General features: G+C 66.0%; 11 protein-coding genes. 8 read left to right on the top strand and 3 right to left on the bottom strand.

The window, feature by feature from the left end; translation table 11 throughout:
• Positions 1–191 precede the first annotated feature (191 nt).
• Positions 192–599 carry a hypothetical protein gene (locus SB751_RS03685; RefSeq protein WP_144197458.1) on the bottom strand — a complete coding sequence of 136 codons (408 nt, stop codon included), beginning with the start codon at positions 597–599 and terminating at the stop codon, positions 192–194.
• A 354-nt stretch (positions 600–953) separates the two neighbouring features.
• Between SB751_RS03685 and rpsP the strand changes: the two genes are divergently transcribed.
• The 5 genes from rpsP to SB751_RS03660 all read left to right on the top strand — a co-directional run bounded on the left by rpsP (position 954) and on the right by SB751_RS03660 (position 4,030).
• Positions 954–1,205 carry a 30S ribosomal protein S16 gene (rpsP, locus tag SB751_RS03680; protein ID WP_144197459.1) on the top strand — a complete coding sequence of 84 codons (252 nt, stop codon included), beginning with the start codon at positions 954–956 and terminating at the stop codon, positions 1,203–1,205.
• Positions 1,206–1,266: 61 nt separating this feature from the next.
• Complete coding sequence (gene rimM / locus SB751_RS03675; RefSeq protein WP_144197460.1) at positions 1,267–1,944, top strand: ribosome maturation factor RimM; 678 nt, start codon at positions 1,267–1,269, stop codon at positions 1,942–1,944.
• A gap of 28 nt (positions 1,945–1,972) precedes the next feature.
• Positions 1,973–2,755, top strand: coding sequence for a tRNA (guanosine(37)-N1)-methyltransferase TrmD (trmD, locus tag SB751_RS03670; RefSeq protein ID WP_144197461.1), 783 nt, complete (start codon positions 1,973–1,975; stop codon positions 2,753–2,755).
• 76 nt (positions 2,756–2,831) lie between these two features.
• Complete coding sequence (rplS, locus tag SB751_RS03665) at positions 2,832–3,221, top strand: 50S ribosomal protein L19 (protein WP_144197462.1); 390 nt, start codon at positions 2,832–2,834, stop codon at positions 3,219–3,221.
• Positions 3,222–3,349: 128 nt separating this feature from the next.
• Positions 3,350–4,030, top strand: a complete 681-nt coding sequence (locus tag SB751_RS03660) for a CoA pyrophosphatase (RefSeq protein ID WP_144197463.1) — start codon at positions 3,350–3,352, stop codon at positions 4,028–4,030.
• Positions 4,031–4,074: 44 nt separating this feature from the next.
• Here the strand turns inward: SB751_RS03660 and SB751_RS03655 are convergent, their stop codons facing one another.
• Complete coding sequence (locus SB751_RS03655; RefSeq protein ID WP_144197464.1) at positions 4,075–4,923, bottom strand: sulfurtransferase; 849 nt, start codon at positions 4,921–4,923, stop codon at positions 4,075–4,077.
• A gap of 195 nt (positions 4,924–5,118) precedes the next feature.
• Between SB751_RS03655 and dnaE the strand changes: the two genes are divergently transcribed.
• Positions 5,119–8,628: a DNA polymerase III subunit alpha gene (dnaE, locus tag SB751_RS03650; protein WP_144197465.1), complete on the top strand. Its 3,510-nt coding sequence runs from the start codon at positions 5,119–5,121 to the stop codon at positions 8,626–8,628.
• Positions 8,621–9,871, top strand: a complete 1,251-nt coding sequence (locus SB751_RS03645) for a glycosyltransferase (RefSeq protein WP_244844493.1) — start codon at positions 8,621–8,623, stop codon at positions 9,869–9,871. The genes dnaE and SB751_RS03645 overlap by 8 nt, the downstream gene beginning before the upstream one ends.
• On the opposite strand, the gene SB751_RS03640 is transcribed toward SB751_RS03645, so the two are convergent.
• The gene (locus SB751_RS03640) at positions 9,801–10,586 is read right to left on the bottom strand and encodes a glycosyltransferase family 2 protein (RefSeq protein ID WP_144197466.1); all 786 of its coding nucleotides are present in this window, start codon (positions 10,584–10,586) and stop codon (positions 9,801–9,803) included. The two genes, SB751_RS03645 and SB751_RS03640, sit on opposite strands and share 71 nt — an antisense overlap.
• Positions 10,587–10,682: 96 nt before the next feature.
• Here SB751_RS03640 and msbA point away from each other — a divergent pair, with 96 nt between their 5' ends.
• On the top strand, positions 10,683–12,449 hold the full coding sequence (gene msbA / locus SB751_RS03635) for a lipid A export permease/ATP-binding protein MsbA (protein ID WP_144197467.1): 1,767 nt from the start codon (positions 10,683–10,685) through the stop codon (positions 12,447–12,449).
• Positions 12,450–12,463: the final 14 nt, after the last annotated feature.

Here is a 12,463-nt window from a genome sequence, read left to right as displayed (position 1 = left end):
CAGGTCAGTTCGATTGCCGTCTGCGCAACGACGGCACGCTGCGAGGGCGCCGGGGTTGAACCCCGTCTGGAATCGCCGACTGCACCGGGCGGCAGCCTGTACGGGCACGAGGCACGCACATCCTGAGAGACACGGCAAAACGGCCGGAGTTCCGGCCGTTCGAGAAAGGGGAGTGGGGAGGGGCGGGGATCTCAGCGCCCGCCATCGCGGCCGCGCGCCTGCCAGCCCGGGCCCATGCCCGCCGGGCGCATGTCGTTGCCGCGACCCGGGGTAGCATTCATGCTGCTGCGGTCGGACGTCTGCCGCACCGGGCGGTCATCGTCGCGTCCCGCGGCTCCGGGCGGGCGCCCGCTCAGGCGGTCGTCATTGCGCGCCCGCTGTTCCATCCGTTCGATCTGCGCCCGCACATGGTCCCGGCTTTCGGCACGCACACTCGCCATTTCCCAGCCACCGGCAACGCGATTGACGCGCGCCGATTGTTCGGCCCGGGCGGTGTGCCAGAAGGCAACTTGCGCGTGGCTGGCGGCAATACTGCCGATCAGGCCCGAGAGGGCCAAGGTACCAGCCACCAGGAGACGCAGGTGGGGGCGGGTAAGCATGCGAGATCCCAAGATCCTTAGCAGGGAAAAGAGTCAGGAAGATGGGTTCATGGTACGCAGGCGCCGTGTGACCGCCTATGCCAATCCCGTTACCCGTGTAACCGATTGTTTCGACATTTTTGCCAGCTTTGTAACGTCGTGCCGGCCGGAGATTTCGCGACAGGTTTCACAGCGGGTTTCACGGCGAGTTGCAACGGTTTACGCGACGGTGCCAGCAGCCCATGTTGCGCCAACGGCGCACAAAGGGCCGGGCGCGGCGCGAAATGCGCGCTAAGTGTTTGTTTGGCATCGGGAACTGGGCTATACTCTTGCGTTTCGTGTTCGCACACCCCCGTTTTTTCGAGGAATAACCCCATGGTCGTAATCCGTCTGGCTCGCGGCGGCAGCAAGAAGCGCCCCTTCTTCAATATCGTTGCCGCTGACTCGCGCAACCGTCGCGATGGCCGTTTCATCGAGCGCGTTGGTTTCTATAACCCGCTCGCCTCCGGCAAGGAAGAAAGCCTGCGCCTGGTGCAAGACCGCCTGACGTACTGGCAAGGCGTTGGCGCGCAGCTGTCGCCGACGGTTGCCCGCCTGGTCAAGCAAGCCGCCAAGGCCGCTGCCTGATTGCCGCCATGGCGCGCGGCCCGTTGTGGCGCGTGCCTGACGCATCGGACGCATCGTCTCAGTGACTGGCAACGCCCCCGGCCGCAAGCCGTTGAACCGGCAAGGTACCGCGGCGCAGGCCGAGGTATCGGGCCAGCCGCCCAAGCCCCGCAAGCTGCCCGCTGCGCTGCTGTTCACCGACAGCCTCCCCGACGATCTCGTCGAAGTGGGCTATGTGGGCGCCGCCTATGGCATCCGTGGCTGGATCAAGGTCCTGCCGCACGCGGACGACGCCTCCGCATTGCTCCACGCCCGCCGCTGGTGGCTGCTTCGCGCGCCGCAGGCCGGCGTGGTGGTGGCGCCGGCACAGCCGGACGAGGCGTTGTGCGTCAAGATTGCCCAGTCGCGCGAACATAGCGGCACCGTGGTGGCCCAGGCCACCGGCGTAGCGGACCGCAATGTGGCCGAAGCCCTGAAAGGGCGTCGCGTCTGGATCCGGCGTGCGGATTTTCCGCCGCCGGAAGAGAATGAGTTTTACTGGGTCGACCTGATCGGTTGCGCCGTGATCAACGAACAGGGCGAAACCCTGGGCGAAGTATCCGGCCTGATCGACAATGGCGCCCACCAGATCCTCCAGGTGGCGTACACGCTGCCGGATGGCAAGCCCGGCGAGCGGCTGGTGCCGTTCGTGGACGCGTTCCTGCGCACGGTGGATACCGCCGCCCGGCGCATCGTGGTGGACTGGGGGCTCGACTACTGAAGTACCGAAGCACACCAAGGGGCCGCGGATGCAGTTCGATGTAATCACGCTGTTTCCCGAGATGTTTCGGGCGCTGACCGACTGGGGCATTACCAGCCGGGCGGCCAAGCAGCAGCGTTACGCGCTGCGCACCTGGAATCCGCGCGACTTCACGGTCGACAATTACCGCACCATCGACGACCGGCCTTACGGCGGTGGTCCTGGCATGGTGATGCTGGCCAAGCCGCTGGACGACGCGATCGACGCGGCGGCCGCGGCGCAGGCGGAAGCCGGTGTGGCAGTCCCACATGTGGTACTGATGTCGCCGCAGGGCGCCCCGCTCACGCATGAGAAGGTGATGTCGCTGTCGCGGCGGCCCGGGCTGGTGCTGTTGTGCGGCCGCTACGAGGCCATCGACCAGCGGCTGATCGACCGCCGCGTGGTCGAGGAAATCAGCCTCGGCGATTTCGTCCTGTCCGGTGGGGAACTGCCGGCCATGGCGCTGATCGACGCGGTGGTGCGGCATCTGCCTGGCGTGCTGGGCGATGCGCAGTCGGCCGTGCAGGACAGCTTCGTCAACGGCCTGCTGGATTGTCCGCATTACACGCGGCCGGAAGAATACGAAGGTGTGCGGGTGCCCGATATTTTGCTCGGGGGCCATCACGCCGAGATCGAGAAATGGCGGCGCCAGCAGGCGCTGGCCAACACCGCGCGCAAGCGTCCCGATTTGATCGAGGCGGCGCGCGGACAAGGTTTGTTGTCCAAGGCCGATGAGAAGTTTCTGTCGGAGTGGACGGCGAAAGCAGGGCGGGAGTTCGCTCCCGTCAAATGAAACCCCATCCTCTGCCGGGGCCCGGGCCAAGTCCTGGGGCATACAACGCTGGCATGATGGTAATGGAGAAGAAACGATGAACCTCATCGAGCAAATCGAGCAGGAAGAGATTGCGCGCCTGACCGCGAACAAGACCATTCCCGCGTTCGCCCCGGGCGACACCGTGATCGTCAACGTGAACGTCGTGGAAGGCACCCGCAAGCGCGTGCAGGCCTACGAAGGCGTGGTGATCGCCAAGCGTAACCGTGGCCTGAACTCGTCCTTCATCGTGCGCAAGATCTCGTCGGGTGAAGGCGTGGAACGTACGTTCCAGCTGTACTCGCCGCTGATCGCCGGCATCGAAGTGAAGCGTCGTGGCGACGTGCGCCGTGCAAAGCTGTACTACCTGCGCGAGCGTTCGGGCAAGTCGGCACGTATCAAGGAAAAGCTGGTCTCGAAGGCTGCGAAGGCTGCTGCCGCCGAGTAAGGCGATGCCGTCCGGCACCGGGCAACCGGTGCTGTATCGGATTCGGAAAGGACACCTTCGGGTGTCCTTTTTGCTTATATGTGTGCTGCAGCGCGACATGGCGCGCTTCTGTCATACTCGATGGTGTCATGCGCCCCAAATTCGACCCAGAAACCTTGCCGGTCATCGGCACCGATGCCCTCCGCGCGCCGCTCTCGGCGCCCCGGATGCGCCCGGACTTTATCCGCCACCGCCTGCTATCGCCGCCAGCCTGGGAACCCGAGCTGACTGACGAGTCGCGTGTCTACGACAGGAGCCGGGGCCTGCGCGAAGCCGCCGTACTGGTGCCGCTGGTGGACCGTACCGACGGCCTGACCGTGCTGCTGACCGAACGCAACGCCAACCTCAATGCCCACGCGGGCCAGATCAGCTTTCCGGGCGGGCGGCAGGAAACCTACGATGCGGACCGCATCGCTACCGCGCTGCGTGAGACGAAGGAAGAGATCGGGCTTGATCGGGACTATATCGAGGTGCTCGGCTCGCTGCCCGACTACATCACGGGCACCGGCTACCACGTCAGCCCCATTGTGGGGCTGGTGCGCACCGGCTTCGCGCTGGAGGCTGATGCCGGCGAGGTGGCCGACATCTTCGAAGTGCCGCTGGCCTTCCTGATGGACCCGTCACGCCACGAGCGGCGGCTGTTTCGCTGGGAGGAGGGCGAACGTCAGTTTTATTCGATGCCGTACCCGCGCGAGGAAGGTGGCCACCGCTTCATCTGGGGTGCCACCGCAGGCATGCTGCGCAACCTCTATCACCTGCTCGCCGCGTAAGAACTCGGCGAATTGCCAGGTGAATTCGCGTTGGGATGTGTGCGTCAGGCGGCCGCCTGACCGCTCTGCGCCGCGCAATGCGGGCATTGCTTGCCCACCACATAGCTTGGATGTTGCTGTTCCTCTGGCGTGACCACCGCACGGCAGGCAAAGCACTGCACCGGGCCGGCCGGCTCGAGGCTGGGGTTCAGCGCGGTTCGATAGTCGAACACGAAGCAGTCGCCCTTGTAGTGGCTGCCGCCCACTTCCTCGAAGTACTTCAGGATGCCGCCTTCGAGCTGGTAGATGTGCTCCATGCCCACTTCCTGCATGTGGATGGCAGCCTTCTCGCAGCGGATGCCGCCGGTGCAGAACGACACTACGGTCTTGCCCTCCAGTTCGGCCTTGCGGGCGGCCACGGCGGGCGGAAAATCGCTGAACTTCGCAATGTCGTATTCCACCGCGTTCTCGAAGGTGCCCACGGCCACCTCGAACGCATTGCGTGTATCGAGCATCACCACGGGGCGGCCGGCGTCGTCGTGGCCCTGGTCGAGCCAGCGCTTGAGATCCACGGGCCGCACGGACGGCGCCCGGCCCGCCTCGGGGCGGATCAGCGGCATCTTCATGGTGATGATTTCTTTCTTGGCGCGCACCAGCATCCGCTTGAATGGCTGGTTGTCCGACAGGCTCTCCTTGGGCGCGATGTCCGCGAAGCGCGCGTCGGCGTGGAGCCAGGCCATGAAGGTGTCGATGGCGTCGCGCGGGCCGGCCAGGAACATGTTGATGCCCTCGGGCGCCAGCAGGATCGTGCCCTTGAGGCCGGCCGCCTCGCAGCGCGCGCGCATTTCCGGACGCAGGGTCTCGATGTCGTCCAGCGTGACGAATTTGTAAGCGGAAATATTGACGATCTGCATGGGATGGGCGCTGCCGGACCGCGCGGCGGGCCGCGCGATAACTGCCTGATTGGAAAGGCGAAATTATAGCCGCTTGCGAGCCTGGCTGACACCCTGTTTCCAGGCACCCTGGGCCGGGCCAGGCGTCGCCCGAGCCCCGCATTTTCCGAAAAGTCTCAAGTTTTCAGGCGGGGGGAGCCGGTACAATGGCGCCCTATGTCTGCACCCCGCTTCGTACACCTCCGCCTGCATTCCGAATACTCCGTCGTGGACGGCATCGTCCGCCTGGAGGATGCCGTCAAGGCCGCCGCCAAGGATGGCATGGGCGCGCTCGCCCTGACCGACCTCGCCAACGCCTTCGGCCTGATCCGCTTCTACAAGGAAGCGCGCGGGGACGGCGTGAAACCGGTAGTGGGCGCTGACGTCTGGCTGACCAACGCCGATGACCGCGACAAGCCCGCGCGCATGCTGCTGCTGGTGCAGGACCGCCGTGGCTACCTGAACCTGTGCATGCTGCTCTCGCGTGCGTGGCTGGGCAACCAGCACAAGGGCCGCGCCGAGATCGAGCCGGGCTGGTTCGACGAACCCGGCGAGGACGGGCTGCCGCTGGCCACGGGCATGATCGCGCTATCCGGCGCCATGGGCGGCGATATCGGCCAGGCGCTGGCCAACGGCAACGAGGAAGGCGCCCGCCGCGCCGCGCAGCACTGGGCGCGCGTGTTCCCGCAGCGGTTCTATATCGAACTGCAACGGGCCGGGCACCCCGGCACCGATGCCTACGTCCAGCAGGCCGTGCAGCTGGCCGCCGCGATGCAGCTACCGGTGGTGGCCACCCACCCGGTGCAGTTCATGACGCCGGACGACTTCACGGCGCACGAGGCCCGCGTCTGCATCGCCGAGGGCGAGCTGCTGGCCAACCCGCGCCGCACGCGCAAGTTCACGACCGACCAGTATTTCAAGACGCAGGACGAGATGTGCGCGCTGTTCGCGGACATTCCTTCCGCGCTGCAGAACGCCGTCGAGATCGCGCGGCGCTGCAACCTGACGCTGGAGCTGGGCAAGCCGCGCCTGCCGCTGTTCCCCACGCCGGACGGCATGTCGCTCGACGACTACCTGATCCACATGGCGCGCGAGGGCCTGGAGAAGCGGCTGGTTGTCCTGTTCCCGGACGAAGCCGAGCGCGAGGCGCAGCGGCCCGAGTACTACGCGCGGCTGGAGTTCGAGACCGGCACCATCATCAAGATGGGCTTCCCGGGCTACTTCCTGATCGTGGCGGACTTCATCAACTGGGCCAAGAACAACGGCGTGCCGGTGGGGCCGGGCCGGGGCTCGGGCGCCGGCTCGCTGGTCGCGTACGCACTGGGCATTACCGACCTGGACCCGCTCAAGTACGCGCTGCTGTTCGAGCGTTTCCTGAATCCGGAGCGGGTCTCGATGCCCGACTTCGACATCGACTTCTGCCAGCACGGCCGTGACCGCGTGATCACGTATGTGAAGGAGAAGTACGGCAAGGACGCCGTATCGCAGATCGCCACGTTCGGCACCATGGCCGCCAAGGCGGCCGTGCGCGACGTGGGCCGCGTGCTGGACCTCGGCTATGGCTTTGTCGACGGCGTGGCCAAGCTGATTCCGTTCAAGCCGGGCAAGCTCGTCACCATCGAGGAAGCCAAGAAGGAAGAGCCGGTCCTGGCCGAGCGCGAGAATAACGAGGAAGAGGTGCGCCAGCTGCTGGAGTTGGCGCAGCGTGTGGAAGGCATGACCCGGAACGTGGGCATGCACGCCGGCGGCGTGCTGATCGCGCCGGGCCGCCTCACCGATTTCTGCCCGCTCTACACCCAGGGCGGCCAGAATGACGGCATGAGCGGCGTGGTGAGCCAGTACGACAAGGACGACGTGGAAGCCGCCGGCCTGGTCAAGTTCGACTTCCTGGGCCTGACCACGCTGACCATCCTCGACTGGGCCGAGCGCTACATCCGCCGGCTGGACCCGAGCAAGGCCGACTGGAATTGCAGCCAGATCCCGCTGGCCGATGGCCCCGCATTCGACATCCTGAAGACCGCCAACACGGTGGCCGTGTTCCAGCTGGAAAGCCGGGGCATGCAGGGCATGCTGAAGGACGCCAAGCCTGACCGCTTCGAGGACATCATCGCCCTCGTGGCGCTGTATCGCCCGGGTCCGATGGACCTGATCCCGAGCTTCTGCGCCCGTAAGCATGGCCGCGAGAAGGTCGAGTACCCCGATCCGCGCGTGGAACCGGTGCTCAAGGAGACCTACGGCATCATGGTCTACCAGGAGCAGGTGATGCAGATGGCGCAGATCATCGGTGGCTACTCGCTTGGCGGCGCCGACCTGTTGCGCCGCGCCATGGGCAAGAAGAAGGCCGAGGAGATGGCCAAGCACCGCGAGTTGTTCCGCGAGGGCGCCGCCAAGAACGGGCTGTCGTCACAGCAGGCCGACGACATCTTCGACCTGATGGAGAAGTTCGCCGGCTACGGCTTCAACAAGTCGCACGCGGCCGCCTACGCGCTGTTGGCGTACTACACTGCGTGGCTCAAGGCGCACCACCCGGCCGAATTCATGGCAGCCAACATGTCGCTGGCCATGGACGATACGGACAAGGTCAAGATCCTCTACGAGGATTGCCGCCTGAACGGCATCGCCGTGCTGCCGCCCGACGTCAACGCCAGCGAATACCGCTTCGCCCCGACCGATGCCAGGACCATCCGCTACGGGCTGGGCGGCATCAAGGGCTCGGGGCAGGGCGCCATCGAGGACATCCTGCGCGCCCGCGAGGAAAAGCCGTTCGCGGACCTGTTCGACTTCTGCGAGCGCGTGGACCGCCGGCAGGTCAATCGCCGCACGATCGAGGCGCTGATCCGCGCTGGCGCGTTCGACAGCCTCAATGACAACCGAGGCCAGTTGCTGGCCTCGGTGTCCATCGCCATGGAAGCGGCCGAGCAGAAGGCGGAGTCGGCCAATCAGGTGTCGCTGTTCGACCTGATGGGCGACGCCGGCGATGCCCACCGGCCGGAACTGCTCGACGAGCCGCGCTGGACGCCCAAGCGCACGCTGCAGGAGGAAAAGCAGGCGCTCGGCTACTACTTCTCGGGGCACCTGTTCGATGCCTGGCGCGACGAGGTGCGCCGCTTCGTCAAGGGTACGCTGGCCGGGCTCGAGAAGGAAGTGCAAGGCAATGGCGGCGGCTATGGCCGCGACGTGCGGGGCAAGATCGTGGCGGGCGTCATCACCGGCATCCGCACGCAGATGACCCAGCGCGGCAAGATGCTGATCGTGCTGCTCGATGATGGCACGGGCCAGATCGAGATGACCGTGTTCAACGAATTGTTCGACGCCAACCGCCACATGTTCCGCGAGGATGAGCTGCTGATCGCGCAGGGCAATGCCCGCCACGATACGTTCACCGGCGGCGTGCGGTTCACGGCCGAGTCGGTGATGGACCTCGTGGCCGCGCGCGCCAAGTATGCCGATGCGGTCTGCCTGGGCTTCAACGGCAACGCCTCCACCGAGCGGCTGCGCGAACTGCTGACGCCGTACCTTGCCCACACGGCGCGTACGCCGGGCGTGCCAGTGCGTATCCGCTACGTCAACAAGACCGCGCAGTGCGAGGCCACGCTGGGCGACCAATGGCAGGTCACGCCGTCGGACGACGCGCTGACCACCTTCCGCAACGCGCTGGGCGATAGCGTCCGGATGATCTATGGCTGAGGCGGCGGTGCAATCGATGACGCAGGGCGGCAAGCGGCGCATCCTGTTCCATGTCACGCATCTGCTGCATGGGGGAATCGAGACCGCGCTGGTCTCGCTGCTGACCTCGCTGGACCGCAGCCAGTTCGAGATCGGGCTGACGATCACCTATCCGTCGGACGAACTGGCCTCGCATTTTCTTGAAAGATTGCCGAAGGACGTGAAGGTCCACGTGCTGGCGCCCGAGGCCTGGCTGTCGCACTGCCGGCAGCTCAAGAAGAAGCGCAAGCTCGGGCCGCTCGGCAAGATCTACGAGGAACTGCTGCTGCCGCCGGTGCGCAAGCCGGTGCTGAACCGGCGCTTCCGCAAGATCCTGCAGGGCTATGACCTGGTGGTGGACTACGACATGTCCGTGTCGCGGCTGACGGGCAAGCTGCCTGTGCCGATGATGGGCTACCAGCATTTCAGCGTGGCGCACCTTGCGCGCGGGCACGGCCGCAAGCTCCGCAAGCTGCGGCGGCAGTGCCGCGAGCACTACGATGCCGTGGTGGTGCTCAACGACAGCATGCTGCGCGATGCGCAGGCGCTGATCCCCGAGGCGGCAGACCGGTTCGTGCGGCTCTACAACCCGATCGATCTGGACAGCATCCGCGAGAAGGCCAAGGCACCGGTCGATGCGCCGGCCGGGCCGTTCGTCGTGTCGGTGGGTCGGCTCGAGGAAAGCCAGAAGGACTTCACCACGCTGCTGCACGCCTATGCACGGCTGGTGGCGGATGGTATCGAGGACAGGCTGGTCATCGTCGGAGATGGTGCCTCCCGCCCGCAACTCGAGGCGCTGGCGAAGTCGCTCGGCATCGCTGACCGCGTCACGTTCCAGGGTTTTCAGTCGAACCCGTACGCCTGGATCCGGCGCGCGCGCCTGATGGCGTTCAGTTCAAAGATGGAAGGGCTGCCGAATGTTCTGCTGGAGGCGCTGGCGGTCGGTCAGGTTGTGGTCAGTACCGACTGCCCGACCGGGCCGCGCGAGATTCTCGACGAGGGCCGCGCGGGGCTGCTGGTGCCGGTCGGCGATGCGCCGGCGCTGGCCGACGCGATCGGGCGGGGCCTGCGGGATGTCTCGCTGCGTGCCGCGCTGCTGGCGCACGCGGCGGTCCATATCGAGCAGATGGGCTTTGGGCCCACTGCGCGTGAATTCAGCGTGGTGGCAAACCGGCTGATGGCGGGAGTGTCTCCGCTGCCTGCCGGTGCAGCAGCCACAGCTTGACGTACTTGTAGTAACTGGCCTGTCCGTTCATCAGCGCCACGCCGAGCCCCTGCGGGCCGTCGAGGAAGCCGCGCCGGAACAGGTAGGTCCGCAGGAACGCCCAGGTGCCGTGCAGCAGGGCGCTGGCTGGCGAGGCGGTCTTGCCGCGCGCGAAGGCTTGCCGGGCGCCGAGCGTTGAATATTGATCGATCTTGCGCAGCACCTGCGAGAAGTCGTCGTAGGTGTAGTGCAGCAGCGGTGAACGCAGATGGGCCACCGGAGCATCGGTGACCACGTTCTCGTGGACGAGGTCATCGGTGAAGCGGGCCTTGCCCAGCCGGAACAGGCGGGTGAGGCGGTCCGGATACCAGCCGCCGTGGCGGATGAACCGGCCGCAGAACCGCGAGAGCCGGGGCATGTCATAGGCATCGGCCTGGCCGGAGTCGATGGCGGCCAGGATCTCGTCGCGCAGCGCGGGCGTGACACGCTCGTCGGCGTCGATGGACAGGACCCACTCACTCTGGGCCTTGGAGAGGGCGAGGTTTTTCTGGGGGCCGAAACCAGGCCACGTGGCGGTTTCGTAGACCTCCGCACCCATGGAGCGGGCAGCCTCCACGGTGCCGTCCGTGCTGCCCGAATCCACTATAATCGCGCGGTCGCACCAGGAGACGCTTTCGAGGCACTCCCGGATATTGTGTGCCTCGTTTTTCGTAATCAGTACGACAGAGATTTTCATAGAGATGCTTGCAAGGTTCCCCTCTTGGAACGCCATTCTAGCGGTAGTCGCAGTCTTGGCAGGCACAACCCCCCGTGCGAGCGGGGCGGAGTCATCGTGAACGAAAACAATAAACAAACGCCCCAGGAAGCCGACACCCTCAAGCGGGTCTGGGCTTATCTGAAGCCCGAGATGCGCCTGTTCGCGCTGGCCATCCTCGCCATGGGCCTGGTGGCCGCCAGCGAGGGGATTATCCCGAAGGTGGTCAACGACCTGCTCGACAAGGGGTTTGGCGGCGACTACGCCGGCAAGCTCTGGCATGTGCCCGCGCTGCTGACTGGCGTGGCGCTGGTCCGTGGCGTGGCGCAGTTCGCGTCCGGCTACCTGCTGGCGCAGATCTCGAACCGCGTGCTGTTCAAGATGCGCATGCAGATGTTCGGCCGGATGCTGCAGGCGCCCGCGCTGTTCTTCCACCGCAACACCGCCGCGTCGCTGATCAATGCCGTGATCTTCGAGGTCAACCAGGTGATGCAGATCCTGACCGGGGTGCTGATCACGCTGGTGCGCGACTCGCTGACCGTGCTGGCGCTGCTGATCTACCTGTTCTATACCAACTGGCGGCTCACCCTGGTGGTGGCGGTGCTGCTGCCGGTGATCGGCTTCATCATGTCGAAGGTGAACCGGCGCCTGCGCCGGCTCAACCGTGACCACCAGACGCTGACCAACGAGGCCGCGTACGTGGTCGAGGAAGCCGCCGGCGGCTACAAGGTGGTCAAGCTGCACGGCGGGGAGGCCTACGAACAGTCGCGCTTCGAGGCCATGGCCGAGCGCCTGCGCGGCTACTCGATGCGCATGGCCGTGGCGGGCGGGCTGAACCAGCCGGTCACCGCGTTCCTGGCGTCGCTGGCGCTGTCCGTGATCCTGACCATCGCGATGATCCAGGCCCAGGGCAACCAGACCACCGTGGGCGGCTTCACCGGCTTCGTCATGGCGATGCTGCTGCTGATCTCGCCGCTCAAGCACCTGACCGACCTGAACCAGCCGCTGCAACGCGGGCTGACCGCCGCCGAGATGATCTTCCGTCTCATCGACGAGCCGATCGAGCCGCAGACCGAAGGGCTGCCGCTGGAGCGTGCCAAGGGCGATCTGGTGTTCGAGGACGTGGGTTTCCGTTATGGCGATGCCGGCCGGGCGGCGCTCCAGCATGTCAATTTCCGGGTGGCCCCGGGCGAGGTGGTAGCGCTGGTCGGTCCGTCCGGCAGCGGCAAGACCACGCTGGTCAATCTCGTGCCGCGCTTCTTCGATCCGACCGATGGCCGGATCCTGCTCGATGGCCAGCCCATCGGCCAGTTTGCGCTGGCCGATCTGCGCCGCCAGATCGCGTTCGTGAGCCAGGACGTGGTGCTGTTCAACGATACCGTGGCGGCTAATGTGGCCTACGGCGTGCATCCGCGTGAAGCGATCGATATGGCGCGCGTGGAGCGTGCACTCGCAGCAGCCTACCTGACCGATACGGTCAAGGGCCTGCCGGAGGGGCTGGAAACCAATATCGGCGACAACGGCATGAAGCTGTCCGGCGGCCAGCGCCAGCGGCTGGCCATTGCGCGCGCGATCTACAAGGATGCCCCGATCCTGATCCTGGACGAGGCCACCTCCGCGCTCGATTCCGAATCGGAGCGGCAGGTGCAGGCGGCGCTGGAGTCGCTGATGGTGGGGCGGACCACGCTCGTGATCGCCCACCGGCTGTCCACGATCGAGAACGCCGACCGCATCGTCGTGCTGGAGCAGGGCCGCGTGGCCGAGCATGGCAGCCATGCCGAACTGCTCGCCGCCAACGGGCTCTACGCGGGCCTGCACCGCATCCAGTTCGCGACCCAGCAGTAACTTCCTCCGATCCC

The organism is Cupriavidus sp. SIMBA_020, assembly GCF_046535395.1.
Classification (GTDB): domain Bacteria; phylum Pseudomonadota; class Gammaproteobacteria; order Burkholderiales; family Burkholderiaceae; genus Cupriavidus; species Cupriavidus campinensis.
The sequence above is the reverse complement of the archived record's forward strand: the minus strand, read 5'-3'. Positions and strand labels throughout refer to the sequence as shown.